General features: G+C 69.7%; 18 protein-coding genes and 2 rRNA genes. 17 read left to right on the forward strand and 3 right to left on the reverse strand.

Going from position 1 to position 20,987, the window contains the following annotated elements; genetic code table 11:
* The 10 genes from ACZ68L_RS01710 to ACZ68L_RS01755 all read left to right on the forward strand — a co-directional run.
* Window positions 1–73: ribosomal RNA gene (locus ACZ68L_RS01710) — 23S ribosomal RNA — on the forward strand; the annotation flags it as partial.
* A gap of 77 nt (window positions 74–150) precedes the next feature.
* Window positions 151–267 (forward strand): 5S ribosomal RNA (gene rrf, locus ACZ68L_RS01715).
* Window positions 268–339: 72 nt separating this feature from the next.
* Complete coding sequence (locus ACZ68L_RS01720; protein ID WP_469573331.1) at window positions 340–984, forward strand: HAD family hydrolase; 645 nt, start codon at window positions 340–342, stop codon at window positions 982–984.
* Between the two features lie 42 nt (window positions 985–1,026).
* Complete coding sequence (locus ACZ68L_RS01725) at window positions 1,027–2,226, forward strand: MFS transporter (protein WP_469573333.1); 1,200 nt, start codon at window positions 1,027–1,029, stop codon at window positions 2,224–2,226.
* On the forward strand, window positions 2,195–3,367 hold the full coding sequence (locus tag ACZ68L_RS01730) for an acetoin utilization protein AcuC (RefSeq protein WP_469573335.1): 1,173 nt from the start codon (window positions 2,195–2,197) through the stop codon (window positions 3,365–3,367). Before ACZ68L_RS01725 ends, ACZ68L_RS01730 begins: the two co-directional genes overlap by 32 nt.
* A gap of 121 nt (window positions 3,368–3,488) precedes the next feature.
* Window positions 3,489–4,304, forward strand: a complete 816-nt coding sequence (locus ACZ68L_RS01735) for a phosphatase (protein WP_469573337.1) — start codon at window positions 3,489–3,491, stop codon at window positions 4,302–4,304.
* A 128-nt stretch (window positions 4,305–4,432) separates the two neighbouring features.
* Window positions 4,433–4,645: a helix-turn-helix domain-containing protein gene (locus tag ACZ68L_RS01740; RefSeq protein WP_014046653.1), complete on the forward strand. Its 213-nt coding sequence runs from the start codon at window positions 4,433–4,435 to the stop codon at window positions 4,643–4,645.
* Between the two features lie 110 nt (window positions 4,646–4,755).
* Window positions 4,756–4,854, forward strand: coding sequence for a 30S ribosomal protein bS22 (locus ACZ68L_RS01745; RefSeq protein ID WP_003948845.1), 99 nt, complete (start codon window positions 4,756–4,758; stop codon window positions 4,852–4,854).
* A gap of 202 nt (window positions 4,855–5,056) precedes the next feature.
* Window positions 5,057–6,151, forward strand: a complete 1,095-nt coding sequence (locus tag ACZ68L_RS01750) for an NAD-dependent epimerase/dehydratase family protein (RefSeq protein ID WP_469573339.1) — start codon at window positions 5,057–5,059, stop codon at window positions 6,149–6,151.
* Between the two features lie 15 nt (window positions 6,152–6,166).
* On the forward strand, window positions 6,167–7,234 hold the full coding sequence (locus ACZ68L_RS01755; RefSeq protein ID WP_469573341.1) for a lysophospholipid acyltransferase family protein: 1,068 nt from the start codon (window positions 6,167–6,169) through the stop codon (window positions 7,232–7,234).
* A gap of 129 nt (window positions 7,235–7,363) precedes the next feature.
* Here the strand turns inward: ACZ68L_RS01755 and ACZ68L_RS01760 are convergent, their stop codons facing one another.
* From ACZ68L_RS01760 to ACZ68L_RS01770, 3 genes are all read right to left on the reverse strand, one after another.
* Window positions 7,364–8,554, reverse strand: a complete 1,191-nt coding sequence (locus tag ACZ68L_RS01760; protein WP_469573343.1) for a DUF5667 domain-containing protein — start codon at window positions 8,552–8,554, stop codon at window positions 7,364–7,366.
* Between the two features lie 224 nt (window positions 8,555–8,778).
* Complete coding sequence (locus ACZ68L_RS01765) at window positions 8,779–9,555, reverse strand: ECF subfamily RNA polymerase sigma factor, BldN family (protein WP_469573344.1); 777 nt, start codon at window positions 9,553–9,555, stop codon at window positions 8,779–8,781.
* Between the two features lie 362 nt (window positions 9,556–9,917).
* Entirely contained in the window at window positions 9,918–10,883 is a 966-nt protein-coding gene (locus ACZ68L_RS01770; protein ID WP_469573346.1) for an HAD family hydrolase, read from the reverse strand.
* Window positions 10,884–11,053: 170 nt separating this feature from the next.
* Between ACZ68L_RS01770 and ACZ68L_RS01775 the strand changes: the two genes are divergently transcribed.
* The 7 genes from ACZ68L_RS01775 (at window position 11,054) to ACZ68L_RS01805 (ending at window position 20,927) form a co-directional block, all read left to right on the forward strand.
* The gene (locus ACZ68L_RS01775) at window positions 11,054–11,329 is read left to right on the forward strand and encodes a glutaredoxin family protein (protein WP_361457875.1); all 276 of its coding nucleotides are present in this window, start codon (window positions 11,054–11,056) and stop codon (window positions 11,327–11,329) included.
* A 271-nt stretch (window positions 11,330–11,600) separates the two neighbouring features.
* Window positions 11,601–12,368: a redox-sensing transcriptional repressor Rex gene (locus ACZ68L_RS01780; RefSeq protein WP_469573348.1), complete on the forward strand. Its 768-nt coding sequence runs from the start codon at window positions 11,601–11,603 to the stop codon at window positions 12,366–12,368.
* Complete coding sequence (locus ACZ68L_RS01785; RefSeq protein ID WP_469573350.1) at window positions 12,365–13,858, forward strand: glutamyl-tRNA reductase; 1,494 nt, start codon at window positions 12,365–12,367, stop codon at window positions 13,856–13,858. Before ACZ68L_RS01780 ends, ACZ68L_RS01785 begins: the two co-directional genes overlap by 4 nt.
* On the forward strand, window positions 13,855–14,841 hold the full coding sequence (gene hemC, locus ACZ68L_RS01790) for a hydroxymethylbilane synthase (protein ID WP_469573352.1): 987 nt from the start codon (window positions 13,855–13,857) through the stop codon (window positions 14,839–14,841). The genes ACZ68L_RS01785 and hemC overlap by 4 nt, the downstream gene beginning before the upstream one ends.
* A complete protein-coding gene (locus ACZ68L_RS01795) occupies window positions 14,838–16,508 on the forward strand; it encodes a bifunctional uroporphyrinogen-III C-methyltransferase/uroporphyrinogen-III synthase (protein ID WP_469573354.1) in 1,671 nt (556 codons plus the stop codon). Before hemC ends, ACZ68L_RS01795 begins: the two co-directional genes overlap by 4 nt.
* 134 nt (window positions 16,509–16,642) lie before the next feature.
* Window positions 16,643–17,641 (forward strand): porphobilinogen synthase, encoded by a 999-nt coding sequence (hemB, locus tag ACZ68L_RS01800; protein WP_469573355.1) that lies wholly within the window; start codon window positions 16,643–16,645, stop codon window positions 17,639–17,641.
* A gap of 427 nt (window positions 17,642–18,068) precedes the next feature.
* The gene (locus ACZ68L_RS01805; RefSeq protein WP_469573357.1) at window positions 18,069–20,927 is read left to right on the forward strand and encodes a right-handed parallel beta-helix repeat-containing protein; all 2,859 of its coding nucleotides are present in this window, start codon (window positions 18,069–18,071) and stop codon (window positions 20,925–20,927) included.
* Window positions 20,928–20,987 lie beyond the last annotated feature (60 nt).

A 20,987-nucleotide genomic window follows, 5' to 3' on the forward strand; every position in this document is an offset into this window, starting at 1 on the left:
GTTGATAGGCCAGATGTGGAAGCCCGGTAACGGGTGGAGCTGACTGGTACTAATAGGCCGAGGGCTTGTCCTCAGTTGCTCGCGTCCACTGTGTTTGTTCTGAAATAACGAACGGCCGTGTTGTTCCGGTGTTGGTTAATTTCATAGTGTTTCGGTGGTCATTGCGTTAGGGAAACGCCCGGTTACATTCCGAACCCGGAAGCTAAGCCTTTCAGCGCCGATGGTACTGCAGGGGGGACCCTGTGGGAGAGTAGGACGCCGCCGAACTCCTTTTACGGAAAAGCCCCGTGCCCTTGTGGCACGGGGCTTTTCCGCGTTCACAGCGTCTAGTCTCGAACCATGCGCTACGAACTGGTCATCTTCGACAACGACGGTGTGCTCGTGGACAGCGAGCCGATCTCGAACACCATCCTGTCCGAGTACCTCACGGAGCTCGGTCACCCGACCTCGTACCAGGAATGCCTTCGCGACTACATGGGGGCTGCCGTGCACCGGGTGCACGACCTCGTCGAGGAGAGGACCGGGGAGAAGCTGCCCGCAGACTTCGACGAGACGCTCCACTCGCGGATCTACGCGGCGTTCCAGCAGGAGCTGGTGCCGGTGCCAGGCGTCGATGACGTGCTGGGGAAGCTTGTCGCCGACGGGGTTGCCTACTGCGTCGCGTCCTCCGGCAACCACGAGCGGATCAGGGTCGGACATCGTAAGACCGGACTCGACCAGTGGTTCGAGGACGAGTGGATCTTCAGCGCGGAGGATGTCGGGCACGGGAAGCCGGCGCCCGATCTTTTTCTGCATGCCGCTGAGCGGATGGGTGTTCCCCCCGAGCGGTGCGTCGTCGTCGAGGACAGCCCGCTCGGAGTGGAGGCGGCTCGGGCCGCGGGGATGGATGTGTACGGGTTTACGTCGATGATGCCGGCGGACCGGCTCGCCGGCGTGACCGGGCACTTCTCCGACATGAGCCAACTGCGGGAATTGCTCGCCTGATCCATCTACCCATGGGTAGAAACTGGCCTTACGCTCGCGGCCATGACAGATGCTCGTTTGCGTCACGGCAGAGCCTCCCTCTCGTTGAGCTTCTTCGTGCAGGGAGTCACCTTCGCTCTGCTCGTGACACGGATTCCCGCCATCCAGGACCGGTACGGGATATCCGACGGGCTGTTGCCGGTGTTCCTGGCCGCGGTGCCGATCCTGGCCGGGGTGGGCAGTGTGGTCACCGAGAAGGTGGTCGCGCGGGTGCGGCCCGGAATCGTACTGAGGTGGGCGCAGCCCGTTGTGCTGCTTGCGCTGCTCGGTGTCGGGGCCGGGAGCACGTTGTGGGAGGCGGCGCTGGCGCTCGGGGTGTTCGGGCTTGCCGTCGGGTCGCTCGACGCCTCCATGAACATGATGGGAGTCAGTCTCCAGCGGGCGTACGGGCGTTCCATCATGCTCGGGTTCCATGCCGCGTACAGCCTGGGCGGGATCGCCGGGGCGTCCATGGCGTGGGCCGGGGCGCACTGGGACCTCTCGCTGCTGGTCTCCTACCTGCCGGCGGTGGTCGTGCTGCTGCCCGTCGCGTTCATCGGCAGCCGGTGGTACGCCGAGGGCGTGTCGGCGGAGACGGGCACGGCGCAGGGGAAGGGGGCCGCGCCGGTCTCCTTCAAGTTGTTGATGCCGCTCTGTCTGGTGATGAGCTTCGCGTACATCGGGGACTCGACGGTCTCCAACTGGAGCGCCAAGTATCTGCAGGATGTGCTGGGGAGCTCGGAGCAGCTGTCGACGGTTCCGTACAACGTCTACATGGTGACCACGCTGCTGGGGCGGGCCGTGGGGGACTTCGGGGTGCGGCGGTTCGGGGCTGTGGCCGTGGTGCGGTCCGGGAGTGTGCTGGCCGCTGTCGGGTTCGCCGTGGTGGCGGTGGCCGGTGGGGCGTGGGTCGGGATGCTCGGGTTCACGCTGCTGGGGCTCGGGCTGTGCGTGATCGTGCCGCAGACGTTCGCTGCCGCCGGGCGGATGTTCCCCGGGGCGAGTGATTCGGCCATCGCGCGGCTGAACGTCTTCAACTATGTGGGATTCCTGGTGGGATCGCCGTTGGTGGGGGCGCTCGGGGACGCCTGGAGCTACCGGGGTGCGATGCTCGTGCCGATGGTTCTGGTGCTCGCGACGCTCGTGTACGCCAAGTCGTTCGGCGCGGAGCCTGCCCGATACGGTGGCGGGCATGAGCGGCCGCGCACAGCTGATGTGGGATGACGCAGTAACGGGTTACGACTTCGGGGAAAGTCATCCGATGGACCCCGTCAGACTCGCTCTGACCATGGGACTGGTGCGGGCCTTCGGGCTCGACGGTGCGGTGGATGTGGTGGCGGCCAGGCCCGCCGGGGAGTCCACACTGCGGCTCGTGCACCGCGAGGACTACGTGGCCGCCGTGCGTGCCGCCTCAGCGGATCCCCGGCACGCCGATCAGCAGTACGGGCTCGGGACGGTGGACGATCCCGCGTTCGCGGGGATGCACGAGGTGTCGGCGCTGATCGCCGGGCAGTCGGTGGCCGCGGCGGAGGCGGTGTGGCGTGGGGACACCGCGCATGCCGTGAACTTCACGGGCGGACTGCACCACGCGATGCCGGGTGGTGCGGCGGGGTTCTGCATCTACAACGATCCGGCGCTCGCCATCGCGCGGATGCTGGAGCTGGGTGCCGAGCGGGTCGCGTACATCGATGTGGATGTGCACCACGGTGACGGGGTGCAGGCGGCGTTCTGGGAGGACCCGCGGGTCCTGACCGTGTCGCTGCACGAGCACCCGCGGACGCTCTTCCCGCAGACCGGCTGGCCGGAGGAGACCGGCTCCGGGGCGGGCGAGGGCAGTGCGGTGAATGTGGCGCTGCCGGCGGGTACGGGGGACGCGGGGTGGCTGCGGGCGTTCCACGCGGTGGTGCCGGAGCTGCTGGCGGACTTCCGGCCGCAGGTGCTGGTGAGTCAGCACGGGGCCGATACGCATTTCGAGGATCCCCTCGCCCATTTCGCGGTGTCGCTCGACGCGCAGCGGGTGGTGATGGCGGCCTGCCACGATCTCGCCCATGAGTACGTCGAGGACGGGCGCTGGGTGGCGCTCGGCGGGGGCGGCTATGCGGTGGTCGATGTGGTGCCGCGGTCCTGGACGCATCTGGTGGGGATCGCCGCGCACGCGCCGGTGGACCCCGAATCGGTGATTCCGTCCTCGTGGCGGGACGAGGTCTTTGCCCGGACCCGGCAGCTGGGACCGGCCCGGATGACCGACGGGCGTACTCCCGCCTGGAAGCCGTGGGAGCAGGGGTACGATCCTGCGGACCGGCTGGACCAGGCGGTGTTGGCGACCAGGCGGGCGGCCTTCCCGTTGCGGGGGCTGCTGACCTGAACCGGGCGGGGACGGTCACGGCGCGGCCGCTTTGTGTGCCGGCGAGGAATGGTTACGCCAACTGTGGGGCGTGACCGGACTTCTGGCCCCCCGTCCGGGTGATTGGGGGAGCATCGGTGGGGTGTTGAGCATCGGAGCGCTGCGTGCGCATCTGCTGGCGGCCCGGCTGGCCGGGCCCGTGGCCACATCGAGGGAGGCGAGCCTGCGCAGCTATCGGCTCTTCGTGGCCCGCGACCCGAGGGTGACGCTCGGCCTCTCCCCCGAAGGGGGCTGGGAGGAGCAGGATCTCCTTCGTCTCATGGCCGACAAGTGCGGGGTCTCTGACGATCCTGCTCATGTTTCCGGTCCTGATGTGATCGACCCGGAGCGCACCCTGGCCGGTCTGGAGGCTTTCGCCGAGCGGTTGTCGCATGCCGCGGCGCGCCGGGCGCCAGTACTGCTCGGGACCGGTCATCCGCATCGGCTGCTCGGTTTCTACGCAGAGCTGGCAGACGCCTTGTCGGCGGCCGGGTGCCTCGTACTCACTCCCGCGCAGGGGCGATGTGTCGACATAACGACCCGGTTCGGCGTACGCACGTACAACCTCGGTTACGTACGAGGAGTCGCGATGGTGCGCGAACCCGGCGCGCGAGGTGCCGGTGGTGACACCGGCGCACATACCCATTCACCGCTGCCGGTCCGGGTCGCTCTGGAGGCGGCGGCGGAGGGGGGAGGGGGGCTGCCGGAGCTGGTCGTGGGGGACCACGGATGGGTCTGCGGGGCTGGTCAGCTGGGCATCGAGGCGATCGGGCTGGCGGATACGGACGATCCCGCGCTGTTCGTCGGGGAGGCCGAGGGGCGGGTGGCGGTCGCCGTTCCGCTCGACGACGCCGTGCGGTCCGCCTACTACCGGCCGCTCACGCGCTATGTACTCAATCGGGCGTGTCTGTCACAGTAGGCGGCCGATCGCCTCTCCTCTTCCCCACTCGCATCACCCGCCCCTAATCTGGGGAGTGAGCGCACAACGACGAAGAGTCACCGGAGGGGAAGCCGGTGGGCGTCTCGTGCGGAAGGTACAGGTGGGTCATGGCTGCTGGCAGCGAGAGGCCTCTCAACGAGGTCAAGTTTCTGACCGTGGCGGAAGTCGCCTCGGTCATGAGGGTGTCGAAGATGACCGTGTACCGCTTGGTGCACAGCGGTCATCTGCCGGCGATCCGGGTGGGCAGGTCCTTCCGGGTTCCGGAGCAAGCGGTTCACGAGTATCTCCGCGAGTCCTTTGTGGGGGTGGAGTCCGCCTGAGGTTCACCTCGGATTACGCCCCTCACGCGGTGGCGGGTAGGCTAGGCCGACGTAGGTCGTGTGGGCCCAGACGCCCCGCACCAGTGAAGAAGAAGTGAGCGAGGGTAGTCGTGGGCTCTGTTATCAAGAAGCGGCGTAAGCGGATGGCCAAGAAGAAGCACCGCAAGCTGCTCAAGCGCACGCGCGTTCAGCGTCGCAACAAGAAGTAAGCGAACGCGGTTCGTGAATCCGCAGCCCTCCCGCCGATACGGCGGGAGGGCTGCGGTGCGTTGCGCCGCGGCGTCCGCGCGCTGCGCGGTACCCGCATTCGGGCCAAAGACTCGGCAGAAGGCCGCCGCGCGGTCATCACAGGGCAACATCCACCCGCTACGGTGACGACCAGGGGAAACCTTTCGACGGGAGGCGCTGATCTTGGGGAAGGTCGTGCTGGTCACCGGAGCCGCCCGGCAGTTGGGCGGCCGCTTCGTGCGGCGCGTCCAGCGTGATCCGGAGGTGGACCGGGTGGTCGCCGTCGACGCGGTCACGCCCGGACACCCGTTGGGCGACGCCGACTTCGTCCGCGCGGACATCCGGCAGCCCGCGATCGCCAGAGTCCTCGCCGAGCACTCCGTCGACACGGTCGTCCACCTGGACGTCTCCGCCAAATCGGTCGGTATGAGCGGTCGGACGACGGTCAAGGAGACCAACGTCATCGGCACCATGCAGCTGCTCGGGGCCTGCCAGAAGGCGCCGAGCGTGCGGCGGCTGGTGGTCAAGTCCAGTACGAACGTGTACGGCTCCGCGCCCCGCGACCCGGCGGTCTTCACCGAGACCACCCCGCCCAAGTCCCTGCCGAGCGGGGGCTTCGCCAAGGACGTGGTGGAGGTCGAGGGGTACGTACGCGGCTTCGCGCGCCGTCGGCCGGACGTGGCCGTGTGCGTGCTCAGGTTCGCGAACATCCTGGGGCCGGAGGCGGATTCGCCGCTGGCGGACTATCTGTCGCTGCCCGTGCTGCCGACGGTGTTCGGATACGACCCGAGGCTCCAGTTCGTGCATGAGGACGATGTCGTCGACGTACTGGGAATCGCCTCGCGCGAGCCGAGGCGCGGGACGCTGAACAGCGGCACCTTCAATATCGCCGGGGACGGCGTGCTGCTGCTCTCGCAGTGCTCGCGGCGGCTGGGGCGGCCGACGATGCCGTTGCTGCTGCCCGCCGTCACCTGGGTCGGCCAGGCGCTGCGCAGGGTCGGCATGACGGACTTCTCGCCGGAGCAGATCCGGCTGCTCACCCACGGCCGGGTGGTCTCCACCGTCCAGATGCGCGAGACCCTGGGTTTCCACCCGCGGTTCAGTACCGCGGAGACGTTCGCGGAGTTCGCGCGCAGTCAGGGGCCCGGACTGCTGCCGCCGGAGGCGGTGGGAAGGGCGGTCGACAGGCTGGCCGCCCTGCCGTTCGCCGGGGCGGGCGGCGATGTTTTGGGGTTCACCGGGGCGGGCGGCACACGCCCGACCCCCAGCGCCAGGTAGAGGAGCGCACCGACGATGGCGGATGCCAAGGTCATTCCGTTCGACGACGACCGTTCGCGGTCGGGCGGCTCACCGCGCTCCGCGCGACGCCGGACCGCGGGGAGCGGCAGCCGGGTCCAGGGGCCCGTGGCGGCCTCCGTGGTCGGGACGGCGGCCGTCAGTGCCCTACCGGGGCAGCAGGACGCCTCGTTGCCGTCGGAGGAGCCCGAGCAGGCCGGTCCGCACTCGGAGGGGGCCGGGCGCGGTGACTGGGACCGGCGGATCGCCGGCGGGCTCGCGTTCCTGCGGCGGCGGGTCACCGGCGAGTACGAGGTCGATGAGTTCGGGTACGACAAGGAGCTGACCGACCATGTCCTGATGTCGACGCTGCGGCCGCTGTACGAGAAGTACTTCCGGGTCGAGGTGAAGGGCATCGAGAACATCCCGTCCGACGGCGGGGCACTCATCGTGTCCAACCACTCGGGGACGCTGCCGCTCGACGGGCTGATGCTCCAGGTCGCCGTGCACGACAATCATCCGGCGGGCCGTCATCTGCGGCTGCTCGCCGCCGATCTCGTCTTCATGCTGCCGGTGGTCAACGAGCTGGCCCGCAAGGCCGGGCACACGCTGGCCTGTGCGGAGGACGCGGAGCGGCTGCTGCGGCGGGGCGAGGTCGTCGGGGTGATGCCGGAGGGCTTCAAGGGTATCGGCAAGCCGTTCGGCGAGCGGTACAAGTTGCAGCGCTTCGGGCGGGGCGGCTTCGTGTCCACGGCGCTGCGGGCCGGGGTGCCGATCGTGCCGTGTTCGATCGTGGGGGCGGAGGAGATCTACCCGATGATCGGCAACTCGAAGACGCTGGCGCGGTTGCTGGGGTTTCCGTACTTCCCGATCACGCCGACGTTTCCCTGGCTGGGGCCGCTGGGGGTGGTGCCGCTGCCGACGAAGTGGACGATCCAGTTCGGGGAGCCGATCTCCACGAGTGGGTATCCGGTGGAGGCGGCGGAGGATCCGATGCTGATGTTCAATCTGACGGATCAGGTGCGGGAGCAGATCCAGCACACGCTGTACAAGTTGCTGGTGCAGCGGAGGTCGGTGTTCTTCTGACGACGGCCGCCGGGGCACCGGTGGGTTTCTTGTCGCCGATCGCCGGACGGGCTCGGGGAGCCCGTCCGGCGATCGAGGGTTGCGCGAGGTCCTGGCCGACCCGATCCACCCGGGATTACGGGACAGTCCTTAGTCGCGCAGATCCTCGCTGTTGATGCCCAGGCCCGGGAGCAGGCCGGGGAGGAGCGGGGGCAGGGTGACGTCCGGGGCGGGCGGGGGGCTGATCCGGGTGTCGGCGGACGGTGTGGTGCCCTGGGGCGGGGGGCCGAAGAGGCCGTCCGTGCCGCCGGCGATCAGGCCGTCGGACGGGGCACTGCCGGAGCTGGACGGGTGGGGCGTGGCGCTGTCGCCCGTGTGCTCCTGCGAGGCATGCGGGGACGAGGGCGTGGAGTGGCGCGTACCCGACGATCCAGTGTTCCGCTCCGTGGTGCCCGAGCGGGGGGAACCGCTTTCCTTGCCCGGGGCGGGAGGCAGCAGCGACTGCAGCGGTTCGACCTCTTCGTCTATGGCGTCGAAGACCGAACTGACCTGGTCGCGGACATCGGTCAGCTGTACGGGCAGCCGGTCGCGCAGACTGCTCCAGCTGTCTCGGTGCGCGCGGGAGAAGGAGTCCAGGGTCCGGATCGGGCCGATGGCGCCGTCCCGCTGGTAGGCGGCGTGGAGCAGGCGGTGGCCCTCGGTGGCGTCGTGCGTCATGCCGTTGAGCGTGCGCCTGACTTCGCCGAGCTGTTCGTGGTCCAGGTCGCCGGAGCGGGCGCGCTCCATCAGGCGGCGGGCTTCGCCGAGGCGGGTCGAGGCCTGGTCGAGGTAGACCTCGCCGCGGTCGGCGTCGCCGCTGGCCATGCCGAGATGGATGTCCTCCATGCCGCGCTTGAGCCCGTACAGCGAATCACCCGGCAGGGCGTCGGAACTGGCAGCGGCCACTCCGCCGAAGGCTCCCGCCGCCACGCCGACGGTGAGTCCGCCGGCCGCGAGCCCCTTCGCCCAGCGTGAACGCGGACGCAATTTCCGGAGCGGGGAGGCCCGGTGGGCCCCCTTGGTCCGCTGTTCGGGCACCGTAGGGTCCGCGGCCGCGCCGCCCTCGGCGAACATGGCCTCCATGGCGGCGACGAGCTGGGCTCGCTGCACCACTTTGACTTCGGGATCCATCTCCGGCCGCGGTAGCTCACCGAGGCCGTTCGCCAGGGCCAACAGCGGTCCGCGGTCGGCCGGTTCGGCCGGTTCCTCGGGCTGTACGGCCGCCGCACCGCGGAGCGACTGCTCCTCCAGGGCCTGGGCGAAGGCGTTCGCCCGCCGGTGCGCCGAAACGTTTGCGATCACTGGCGGCACCTCCTCTCGTCATGACGGTCGACTCCCCTGATGGTCCGGAAGGTTGCACACCTTGAGCGCTTCCACACGAATGAGTGAGTGTCGGCGGACATGGGGTGACGACAGGGGGCCTGTAACCGGCATAACGAGGGGCGCGGCACTTGGGTTACGCACGAAGGATGATCGGACCAGTGCGTGATGAGCATGTCGCCGAGAGTGATTCGGTCGGGGGCGGGTCAGCGGGCATCGTCCGGAAGGAGCCGGGCCAGGGTGCGGACGGCGCGGTACTGCAGGGTCTTGATCGCGCCCTCGTTCTTTCCCATGACCCGGGCGGTCTCGGCGACCGAGAGGCCCTGCAGGAAGCGCAGGGTCACGCACTCCTGCTGCTGGGGATTGAGGCGGCGCACGGCCTGGAGCAGTGCGGCGTTGGAGAGGGACTCCAGGACGGAGTCCTCCGGGCTGCGCTCGACCTCGTTGGCGTCGAGCATCTCGCCGGTGGTCACTTCCAGCCGGAAGCGGCTGGACTTGAAGTGGTCGGCGACCAGGTTGCGGGCGATGGTGACCAGCCAGGCGCCGAAGTCGCGCCCCTGCCAGGTGAAGGTGGAGATGCGGCGCAGGGCGCGGAGGAAGGTCTCGCTGGTGAGGTCCTCCGCCGTCGCCTTGCCGCCCACGCGGTAGTAGATGTAGCGGTAGACGGTGTCGCTGTACTGGTCGTAGAGGCGGCCGAAGGCGTCGGCCTCGCCGGCCTGTGCGCGCTCGACGAGTTCCATCATGCGCGCGCTGTCGCTGTCGGCGGTGGGCCGGCGGACGGTGGACGTAGTAGTTGCGCCGCGGTTGCTGCGTCTTCCGACCGCCGCACCGCGTTCGGCCATGGCGTAGCAAGGGCCGACAGGTGCAGGGGTGGCACATGCGGGTACGGCGTACGCGGTGGGGACGAAGCCGCGCAAGCGGTCGAGGACCGTTGCGCGCAGCGTAGCCAGGCCCGAGGCGTCAACCCCGACGTGTGGGTACACGGGACTCCCAGAGGCAGAGCTTCCATCACGTGCAGTGCGAAACCGTCACTCGTCGTAGTGAGTGGTGGGTTCCGGAATGCGTCTGAGGAGAATAACGCTTCGTACAGGCGGTGCTACACCCAGTTGCTCAAATCATCGATTACGTCGCTTCTGTAGCGACTAATCGACGCATCAAGTAGCACATCGTGACCGGTTATTGATCGGATTACTTCGCGATCTGCCTGCGGGCGCGACGGGTTGTGGTCAGGTGCGAGCAATCCGACTGGCGGGAGCGGTCGCTGGGTGGAGGGTTCCGATCGGCGGCCGTCGTCCGGGCGCGGCTCGGCGGCCCCCGGCGGTGAACGAACGGGTGTGCGTCAGCGTCAGCGGCGGCGACGGTGCAGGGCGACGGCGGCCGCGGTGCCGCCCGCGAGAGCGCCGACGCCGGCCGCGGCCGGGATACCGACCCTGGCCGCCTTGCGGCCCGTCCGGTAGTCCCGCAGCCGCCAGTCGAGCGCGCGGGCGTGCTTGCGGAGCTTGGCGTCCGGGTTGATCGCGTAGGGGTGTCCGACCAGGGACAGCATCGGGATGTCGTTGTGCGAATCGCTGTAGGCCGCGCAGCGGTCGAGGTCCAGGCCCTCGGCCGCCGCGAGGGCGCGGACCGCCTCGGCCTTCGCGGGCCCGTGCAGCGGCTCGCCGACCAGGCGGCCGGTGTAGACGCCGTCGACGGATTCGGCGACCGTGCCGAGCGCGCCGGTCAGGCCGAGGCGGCGGGCGATGATCGTGGCGGTCTCCACCGGGGCGGCCGTGACCAGCCAGACCCGCTGTCCGGCGTCGAGGTGGGCCTGGGCGAGGGCGCGGGTGCCCGGCCAGATGCGGTCGGCCATGTACTCGTCGTAGATCTCCTCGCCGATGGACATCAGCTCGGAGACCCGGTGGCCCTTGACGATGGACAGGGCGCTGTCGCGGGCGTCCTGCATGTGTTCCGGATCCTCGACGCCGGCCAGCCTGAACCAGGCCTGCTGCCAGGCGAACCGGGTCAGCTCGCGGCGCTGGAAGAACTTCCGCTTGTACAGACCACGGCCGAAGTGGAAGATCGCCGCGCCCTGCATGACGGTGTTGTCCAGGTCGAAGAAGGCGGCGGCCCGGTCGTCGCCGACGACGGGGAAGGCGGGCTCCTCGGCCTCCGTGCGGACAGAGGTGTCCTGGTCGGCGGCGGAGAACAGGTCGTCGGGGAGTTCGGCGGGGAGGGAGGTCTTCCGCGCTGCCTCAGCTGCGGCCTCGCCTGCCAGCACGCTCCGTGCTGTCGCGGGGCGCCTACGGGCTGTGAGCCATCCAAGTGCGGCCATGTCGTGAGCATAGCCAGTCGGTCCGTCCGTTCCCGACCTGCTGGGATGCCGTGCCGTGAACTCTTGGCTGCCGATTTGTCGAACGGGCGTTTCGGGGCGTACCGGATCAAGGGGAGAACCGGCCCTCTTCCGGCTCGGGGTGCCGGTCCGCCTCGGCGCAGAATGAAGGCATGAGTGCACTGTTGCGACGTAGGACGAAGAAGCCCGCGGACCGGGTGGTCACCCTGGTGGGGAAGCCCGGATGCCACCTCTGTGACGACGCGAGGGCGGTGGTGCGGGAGGTCTGCGAGGAGACCGGTGCGTCCTGGGAGGAGAAGGACATCACCCAGGACGAGGGGCTGCACCGGGAGTACTGGGAACAGATCCCGGTCGTCCTGATCGATAACGAACAGCACACGTTCTGGCGGGTGGACCCGGCGAGGCTGCGCAGCGCACTGCTTTCCTGAGTGAACCCGGTTACCATCGTGGGCGTTTTGAGTGGTCTCGGGGGAGTGGCTATGAGGAGTGTGTACCGCCTTGCCCCCTTCGGGCCCGCAACGGGTTGATGCGATCCTTGGTTCCGGGATCGCACGACGAATGTGCGTGACCCCGGTCACTTTGACCGGACAAAACGGACACTATCTTTGTGCACGTGTTCACAAAGACATAGCCTGCATTCGACGGGGCGGCCTTGGGACGCACGGCCGCCTGCAGCCCCGCTCATCCCGCAGGAGCACCGTGGCAACTGGCCGAACTCACCGACCGGCGACCCGTAGCCGAGGAATTCCCGAGGCCACCGTCGCCCGGCTTCCGCTGTATCTACGCGCACTGACCGCGCTCTCCGAGCGCTCGGTCCCCACGGTCTCGTCCGAGGAGCTTGCCGCGGCGGCGGGGGTCAACTCTGCCAAGCTGCGCAAGGACTTCAGCTACCTGGGGTCCTACGGGACGCGCGGGGTCGGGTACGACGTCGAGTATCTCGTCTACCAGATCTCCCGTGAGCTCGGGCTCACCCAGGACTGGCCCGTCGTGATCGTCGGCATCGGTAACCTCGGCGCCGCGCTCGCCAACTACGGCGGCTTCGCCTCCCGCGGTTTCCGCGTCGCCGCGCTGATCGACGCCGATCCCGCGATGGCCGGAACGCCCGTCGCCGGGATCCCCGTGCAGCACGCCGATGATCTGGAGAAGATCGTCGGCGACAACGGCGTGTCGATCGGTGTCATCTCGACCCCGGCCGGTGCCGCGCAGCAGGTCTGCGACCGGCTCGTCGCCGCGGGTGTCACCTCCATCCTGAACTTCGCGCCGACGGTGCTCTCCGTGCCCGACGGCGTGGACGTCCGCAAGGTCGACCTCTCCATCGAGCTTCAGATCCTCGCCTTCCACGAGCAGCGCAAGGCCGGTGAGGACGGGGTCGAGAGCAGCCCGGATCCGGCCGCGCCGCCCGTGCGCGCGACCACCGGCAACCGGAAAGGACCTGACGGGGACATGCCCGCCGTGATGCCGGCATGAGTCTTCTTGTCGTAGGGCTGAGCCACCGCAGCGCTCCCGTCTCCGTACTGGAGCGGGCGTCGCTGGCTGCCGAGACGCAGGCCAAGCTGCTTCAGGACTCCCTCGCCGCGGAGCCCGCGGTCGAGGCCGCCGTGCTGGCCACCTGCAACCGCATCGAGCTGTACGCCGACGTGGACAAGTTCCACGCGGGCGTCGCCGAGCTGTCCACGCTCCTCGCCCAGCACAGCGGCGTCGGGCTCGACGAGCTCACTCCGTATCTCTATGTGCACTACGAGGACCGGGCCGTCCACCACCTCTTCTCGGTGGCCTGCGGACTGGACTCGATGGTCGTCGGCGAGGGCCAGATCCTCGGCCAGATCAAGGACGCACTGGCGCTGGGGCAGGAGCTCCACACCGCCGGCCGCCTGCTGAACGACCTGTTCCAGCAGGCCCTGCGGGTCGGCAAGCGCGCCCACAGCGAGACCGGGATCGACCGGGCCGGGCAGTCGCTCGTCACCTTCGGCCTCGAACAGCTCGCTGCCGGTGCGGACGTCGCCGGCTGGGCCAGGGGCAAGCGCGCCCTGGTGATCGGGGCCGGCTCGATGTCCTCGCTGGCCGCCGCCACCCTGGCCCGTGCGGGCGTCGCCGAGATCGTCGTCGCCAACCGGACCCGGGCCCGCGCCGACCGCCTGGTCGAGATCCTGCGCCAGCCCGGTGGTACGGGAGTGGCGGCCCAGGCCGTGGAGATGGCCGCGGTCCCCGACGAACTGACACGTGCCGACGTCGTCGTGTCGTGCACCGGCGCGACGGGGCTCGTGCTCACCGCCGAGGCCGTCGCCGGGGCGCTCGGCCTGGCCTTCGACCCCGCGTACGAGGCGCCCGCCGCGTCCGTCCCCGCGCCGCCCGCCGACCCCGACCGGCACGCCGCCTGGGTGGAGAACGGCGCCGCCGGCACGGTGCGCCAGGCGGTGCGCCGGGCCACGGTGCCCGCCCAGGGCGCCGGTCCCGTCCGCCTCGCCCTGCTCGACCTCGCCATGCCGCGCGACATCGACGGTGCCACGGCCCGTCTCGACGGTGTGCGTCTCGTCGACATCGAGTCGCTCGCCGAGGCGTCGGCGGACGCCCCGATGGCCGCCGATGTGGACCAGGTGCGCACCATCGTCGCCGACGAGGTCGCCGCCTTCGGCGCCGCGCAGCGTGCCGCCCACATCACCCCGACCGTCGTCGCCCTGCGCACGATGGCCGCCGGAGTGGTCGCGGGCGAGATCGCGAGGCTCGACGGACGCCTCCCCGACCTGGACGAGAAGCAGCGCGCCGAGATCTCGCAGACCGTGCGCCGCGTCGTCGACAAGCTCCTGCACGCGCCCACCGTGCGGGTCAAGCAGCTCGCCAGCGAGCCCGGCGGCGCCGGGTACGCCGATGCGCTGCGGGAACTCTTCGACCTCGACCCGCAGACGGTCGCCGCCGTCTCCCGGGCAGACCTGAACGACCCGAATCGAGGGCGGTCATGACCGACAACTCACCCCTGCGCGAGGGGACCACCGAGCCGCTGAGGCTGGGCACCCGGCGCAGCAAGCTCGCCATGGCGCAGTCCGGCCTCGTCGCCGACGCGGTCAGCGAGGTGACCGGGCGGGCCGTCGAGCTCGTGGAGGTCACCACGTACGGCGACATCTCCCGGGAGCACCTTGCGCAGATCGGCGGCACCGGCGTGTTCGTCGCGGCTCTGCGCGACGCGCTGCTGCGCGGCGAGGTGGACTTCGCCGTCCACTCGCTCAAGGACCTGCCGACCGCCCAGCCCGAGGGCCTCGTGCTGGCCGCCGTACCGGTGCGCGAGGACCCGCGCGACGTACTGGTGGCCCGGGACGGGCTGACCTTCGAGCAGCTGCCGTCCGGTGCCCGCGTCGGCACCGGCTCGCCGCGCCGCATGGCGCAGCTGAACGCGTACGCCCGTAGCCACGGCCTCGACATCGAGACGGTGCCGATCCGGGGGAACGTCGATACGCGTATCGGATTTGTACGAAGCGGGGAGCTGGACGCGGTGGTACTCGCCGCGGCCGGGCTCAGCCGCCTCGGCCGGACCGGTGAGGTGACCGACTTCCTGTCGGTCGACACCGTCCTGCCCGCTCCCGGCCAGGGAGCACTGGCGATCGAATGCGCTGCGACCAGCGCCGACCTCGCCGCCGCGCTCGCCGAGCTCGACGACCCGTACACCCGGGCCGCCGTGACCGCCGAGCGTGCCCTGCTCGCCGCCCTGGAGGCCGGTTGCTCCGCACCTGTGGGTGCGCTGGCCGACCTCCTGGTCGACGGACAGGCTGTCAATGAACTGCGCCTGCGCGGTGTCGTCGGTTCCACCGACGGTTCCTCGCTGGTACAGATGTCCACCACCGGTCCCGTCCCCACGTCGCACGACGACGCGGCGGCCCTCGGTCGCGAACTCGCGGCCGAGATGCTCGCCAAGGGTGCGGCCGGTCTTATGGGGGAGCGAGCACTTTGAGCCCCACCGGCCCCGCCGTATCCGACTTTCCGGCCCTGTCCGCCCAAGGGCACGTCACCTTCCTCGGCGCCGGTCCCGGCGACCCGGGACTGCTGACCCTGCGCGCTGTCGAGGCGCTCGCGAGCGCGGACGTTCTTGTCGCCGAGCCGGAGGTTCTCGGCGTTGTTCGCTGCCATGCGCGGGCAGGGGTAAGCACCCCTGAGCTGGCGATTGTTGACGCGCAGTCAACAGCCGCCGGTGTTCCCGTTCTCAGGGACGCCGCCAATCTTGTCATGGAGGCAGCGAAGGGCGGCAGGCGGGTCGTCCGTGCCGTCTCGGGCGACCCCGGACTGGACGGGAACGCCGGGGCCGAGATGCTCGCCTGCGCCACCGCCGGCATCCCCTTCGAGGTCGTGCCGGGCGTGGCCAATGTCGTGGGTGTGCCCGCGTACGCCGGTGTGCCGCTGCGTGACGCGCAGGGCGCCGACGTCCGGTTCGTCGACGCCCGTACCGCCTCGGACCGCTGCTGGACCGAGGTCGGCGCGAGCGATGCCACGGCCGTCGTCTCGACGACACTCGACTCGGTGGCCTCGGCCGCCGGCGAGCTGGTTTCGGCGGGCCGTAAGCCCGACACCCCGCTGACCGTGACGGTGGCCGGTACGACCACCCGCCAGCGCACCTGGACGGCGACCCTCGGGACGATCGCCCAGGTGCTGAAGCAGGCGAAGGTCCTTCCGTCGCCGGACGGGCACCAGCCCGTCATAGCCGTGGTCGGTGAGCGAAGCTCCGCCGCCCAGCGCGACCAGCTCGCGTGGTTCGAGTCCAAGCCGCTGTTCGGCTGGAAGGTACTCGTCCCGCGCACCAAGGAGCAGGCGGCGTCGCTCTCCGACCAGCTTCGTTCGTACGGTGCCGTGCCGCACGAGGTCCCGACGATCGCCGTCGAGCCGCCTCGTACGCCCCAGCAGATGGAGCGCGCGGTCAAGGGCCTGGTCACGGGCCGCTACGAGTGGATCGCCTTCACCAGCGTCAATGCCGTGAAGGCCGTCCGGGAGAAGTTCGAGGAGTACGGGCTCGACGCCCGCGCCTTCGCCGGGATCAAGGTCGCGGCCGTCGGTGAGCAGACCGCCGTCGCGCTCGTCGACTTCGGTGTGAAGCCGGATCTGGTGCCGTCCGGTGAGCAGTCCGCCGCCGGTCTGCTGGAGGACTGGCCGCCGTACGACCCGGTCTTCGACCCGATCGACCGGGTCTTCCTGCCGCGCGCCGACATCGCCACCGAGACGCTGGTGGCCGGGCTCATCGAGCTGGGCTGGGAGGTCGACGACGTCACCGCGTACCGCACGGTCCGCGCCTCGCCGCCGCCCGCCGACACGCGTGAGGCCATCAAGGGCGGCGGTTTCGACGCGGTGCTCTTCACCTCGTCGTCGACCGTACGGAACCTCGTCGGCATCGCGGGCAAGCCGCACAACGTGACGGTCATCGCGTGTATCGGCCCGGCGACGGCGAAGACCGCCGAGGAGCACGGTCTGCGCGTCGACGTCCTCTCCCCGGAGCCCTCGGTGCACAAGCTGGCCGAGGCCCTCGCCGAGTTCGGCGAGCGGCGCCGGGAGGCGGCGAAGGAGGCCGGTGACCCGGTGACGCGGCCGAGCGAGCGGCGTCCGGGGGCGCGGCGGCGCCGTACGACGACCTGACCCGCGACCCCTGTGACGCGTGTGGACCGGGCGGTCCGGCTGCTTCGGCGGCCGGGCCGCCCGTCGTCCTTGTGAGGTTTTTTCCGGCGCCGGTGTCGGTAAATCGGTGATGTGTACGGGTCTAGTCTCGAAGCATGACTGTGTACGGAAACTTCCCCGGCTCCCGCCCCCGGCGGCTGCGGACGACCCCGGTGATGCGGCGCATGGTCGCCGAGACACGGCTCGACCCGGCGAACCTGATCCTGCCCGCGTTCGTGCGCGAGGGCATCGACGCGCCCGTCGCCATCTCGGCCATGCCCGGTGTCCAGCAGCACACCCTGGACACCCTGCGGAAGGCCGCCGTCGACGCGGTGTCGGCCGGGGTTTCCGGGATCATGCTCTTCGGCGTTCCCCTGGACGAGAAGAAAGACGCCCGGGGCACGGCGGGCACGGACCCGGAGGGCATCCTCCAGGTCGGGCTGCGCGCGGTGCGCGAGGAGGTCGGTGACGAGCTCGTCGTCATGTCGGACCTGTGCCTGGACGAGACCATCGACCACGGCCACTGCGGTGTCCTGACCGAGGACGGCCGCGTCGACAACGACGCGACGCTGGAGCGGTACGCCGAGATGGCCCAGGTCCAGGCCGACGCGGGCGCCCATGTGGTCGGCCCCAGCGGCATGATGGACGGCCAGGTCGGTGTCATCCGTGACGCGCTCGACCGGACGGGCCACGAGGACGTCTCGATCCTCGCCTACACGGCCAAGTACTCCTCGGCGTTCTACGGGCCGTTCCGCGAGGCCGTCGGCTCGTCGCTCAAGGGCGACCGCAAGACGTATCAGCAGGACCCGGCGAACGCCCGTGAGTCCCTGCGCGAGCTGGCGCTCGACCTCGAAGAGGGCGCCGACATGGTGATGGTCAAGCCGGCCGGACCGTATCTCGACATCCTCGCCAAGGTCGCGGACTCGGTGGACGTGCCGGTCGCCGCGTACCAGATCAGTGGTGAGTACGCGATGATCGAGGCCGCCGCCGAGAAGGGCTGGATCGACCGGGACGCGGCGATCATGGAGAGCCTGACCGGGATCCGCCGGGCCGGCGCGCAGATGATCCTGACGTACTGGGCGACGGAGGTCGCGCAGCGGCTGGGGCGGCGCTGAGCGCAGGCGCAGCGGGCGTAGCGGGCCTGGCGGAGGCGCGGCGGGCGTCGGGCGCGGGGCGTCCCCGTCCTTGCCGCGCCGGTCCTGCGTGCTCCACCGCCGGGCGTCCGTGGTTCACTGCCGGGCTTCGGTCCTCCACCGCCGGTCGCCCATGGTTCACTGCCGGTCTTCGGTCCTCCACCGCCGGTCGTCCGTGGCTTCGGTGCCCACCTCTTGAGTGATCGCCGCCGGACCGGTGAGTCCCCGTCTGTCCCGATACCGGGACGGGCGGGGGCTCTTTTTTTGGTTCAACCTCTTGACGGTCATCCGATGTATTTATAGCTTGCGGCGCGGTAATCCCCGTACAACTCGCAGAAGTTGGGCATAGACATTGGATGCCTGGCTTTCATGGAAGCCGACACGACGTGACCGTCGATGAGGAGTGCCCGTGCGCACCGTCCCAGGTTTGTGTTCCAGCCGCCCGGCTCCGCCCCCGGTGCTGACCGCGCTCGTGGCAGCCGCCACGGGGGTCGGGCTGGCGCTCCTGCCCGTCGTCCCTGCCTCCGCCTCGACCTCCGCCCACGGCAAGGGCGCGAAGCCCGTCGTCTTCCATGTGTCGGCCACCGGCAACGACCGGGCCGAGGGATCGGCCGCGAGGCCGTTCCGGACGCTGGAGCGGGCCCAGAAGGCTGTTCGTACGTCGATGCGCAAGGGGGTCGCGCAGCGAAGGCCGGTCGACGTCGTGGTGCACGGTGGTACCTACCGGCTGCGGTCCGCCCTGAAGTTCACCACGGCCGACTCCGGTACGGCCGAGGCTCCGGTCCGCTACCTCGCGGCGCCCGGTGAGCGCGTCGTCATCAGTGGCGGCCGTTCGCTCGCGCCCCGCTGGCGGTCCTTCTCCGGCTCGATCAAGGTCGCGGACATCGGGGCCGGCCTCGACTTCGACGGGCTCTTCGTCGACGGGCAGCGGCAGACGCTCGCCCGCTACCCCGACTACGACCCGGACACGCCGATCCTCGGCGGGTACGCGCCGGACGCCATCTCCCCCGAGCGCGTGGCCCGTTGGAAGAACCCGACGACGGCGCTCGTGCGCGGTCTGCACGACGGGATGTGGGGCGGGAACTCCTTCAAGGTCACCGGTGTGAAGGCGGACGGCACGCCCGAGCTGGCCTGGGTCGGTGACAACAACCGGGGCAGCGGGCTGCACGCCACGTACCGCATGGTCGAGAACGTCTTCGAGGAGCTCGACGCGCCCGGCGAGTGGTTCTATGACAAGCCTGCCGGGAAGCTGTACTTCTATCCCCCGGCGGGTGTCGACCCCGCACGGGCCCATGTCGAGACGGCCGAGCAGAACGAGCTGATCCGGGTGGAGGGCAACGGGCCGGGCGACGCCGTCCGCCACCTGACCTTCTCCGGCTTCACCTTCACCCGGACCCACCGCACCCTGTTCAACCAGCCGTACGAGAAGCTCCAGCTCGGCGACTGGGCCCTGGCGAGGGTGGCCGCCGTCCATCTGAAGAACACCGAGAACGTCTCCGTACACGACTCACGCTTCGACCAGCTCGGCGGCAACGCCCTCCTGATCGACGGGTACAACAGCCACGACGTCGTCTCGGGCAGCGAGTTCAGCCACTCGGGGGCCTCGGACATCGCGGTCATCGGCAACCCGGACGCCGTCCGCGAGCCGTCCACCTGGGACAGCATGCGCAGGACCATCAGCGACACCCGGCCCGGACCGAAGAGCGAGAACTACCCTCGCGACATCACCATCCGCGACAACCACCTGCACGACAACGGGCAGTTCGAGAAGCAGACCTCCGGTGTGCAGATATCGATGAGCCGCCGCGTCACCGTCGACGGCAACACCCTCCACGACGGTCCCCGCGCCTGCGTCGACATCAACGACGGCACCTGGGGAGGACACCTCATCGAGAACAACGACATCTTCAACTGCGTCAAGGAGACGTCCGACCACGGCCCCTTCAACTCCTGGGGCCGGGACCGCTTCTGGCCGCTGTCCGCCGACGACGCCACGAAGAAGTCGTACGCGAAGCTGGACGCGATGGAGACCACCGTCATCCGCCACAACCGGATCCGGCACTCCTCGCACTGGGACATCGACCTCGACGACGGCAGTTCGAACTACCTCATCGAGGACAACCTGCTGCTCAACGGCGGGGTCAAGCTTCGCGAAGGCTTCCACCGGACCGTACGCAACAACGTCTTCGTCAACGGCGGCGCGCACTTCCACGTCTGGTTCGCGGACAGCGGCGACACCGTCGAGAAGAACGTCTTCGTCACCGACACCCCCTACAGCCTGATCCAGGTCGACATGGCCAGGAGCAGGCCCGTCATCAACGACAACCTGTTCTGGAACAACGGCAAAGCCGTCCAGGGCCTCAACGACGCCTGGCGGGCGAACGGGCTGGACACCCGCTCGGTGATCGCCGACCCGAAGTTCACGGGCGCTTCCCCGTTCGCCGACCCGGTCAAGCTCGACTACACCGTCCAGCCCGACTCGCCCGCCCTGGCCCTCGGCTTCCACAACATCGCGATGGGCGGCTTCGGCAAGGCCGGATCCCCCACCCCGCCGCCGCTCACCTGGCCCACACAGACTCCTGACACCGACACCCTCGACGCCCTTCCCGAACCGCTGCTGGGAGTGCCGGTCACCCGCATCTACTCCGACGCGATCAAGTCCGCCACAGGACTGACCGACACCAACGGCCTCCACCTCGCTTCCGTGCCGAGCACCTCGGAGGCGTACCGGCAGGGCCTGCGCGCCAATGACGTCATCCGGGAGATCGACGGCCGGCCGGTGACCGACCGCGACAGCTTCTGGCTCGCGTACAACCAGGTCGCTCCCGGAGCCGATGTCACGCTGAAGGTCTGGCGCAACCAGGCGTCCGTCGAGGTGCCCCTGCGCAAGCCCACCGGAGTTCAGCAGATCAACAACACCTCCGGCGTCGTCTACACCGGCACCGGCTGGGACTGGAAGAACAGGTACCGGGGCGGTGCGGGCGGCTGGGCCGACGACGTGCACGCCACCCAGAACAAGGGGGACTCCTTCGAGCTCGCCTTCAACGGGACCGCGATCGATCTCCTCACCCAGGTCAACACCGACGAGGGCGAGGTCGAGCTCTTCATCGACGGCCGGTCCGTGGGCACGATCGACAACCACAACGCCACGCGCGTGCACCAGAAGACCGTCTTCAGCGCGGCCGGACTTGCTCCCGGTGCGCACACCCTCAAGGGCGTGATGAAGACGGGCGACTACATGATCGTCGACAGTTTCAGGATCCAGTAGCGGAGATCCTCGGGGCTCGGGGCTCGGGGCTTGCGGCTCGGGGGTCGAGCTTCGGGCCTG

Source organism: Streptomyces sp. NPDC104309 (assembly GCF_055584025.1).